The following is a 565-nucleotide window of genomic DNA, read 5'->3' on the forward strand; positions in this document are numbered from 1 at the left end:
ATATTGTTAAAAGAGCAATAATTATAAAACTTCGTGTAATCGTATGACTGTTTTTTATAACATTAATTATTATCAATATACTTAATGCTAAGTAAGAAATAATTCCTAAATAGTGGGCACTGGCTGAAATAACCATTAATAATATTAATATAGTATTGGTCATTTTTTTCTCACAATGGAAAATCTAGATTTATCTTTCACTCAGCACCCCCATCAATATATGCTCGTTCAACATTCTTTTCTTATGTAATCTTGATATACCATAAGCGGCCATCGCCAATTATTATAACTTAATTGAATGATCCCCTGAGCTAAAATAAGCCCTAAAACCCCCATATTGAAGACGACGGAAAATAACCAACCGGCAATGGCAATCAAGACGCCTGAAGCTATAACAGGTATAACGAATGGGATTTTATTGCTCGCGGTCAAAATAGATGCACATATGTTATGATTTAAATCTAGAAGTAAAATTGCCCCAAGTAATAAAATATATTTCGTATCTAAAAAACCAACTTTTGCGCCTGTTATTTTTATAATGAAATCAGAGGATAAAGCAAAAGCA

At 31.3% G+C, this 565-nt stretch carries 1 pseudogene; it reads right to left on the bottom strand.

Going from position 1 to position 565, the window contains the following annotated elements:
* Nucleotides 1-228: 228 nt before the first annotated feature.
* Nucleotides 229-565: pseudogene (locus tag IM273_RS21950) on the bottom strand (hypothetical protein); the annotation flags it as partial.

This window comes from Enterobacter cloacae complex sp. P13B, from assembly GCF_014895915.1.
GTDB lineage: Bacteria > Pseudomonadota > Gammaproteobacteria > Enterobacterales > Enterobacteriaceae > Enterobacter > Enterobacter bugandensis.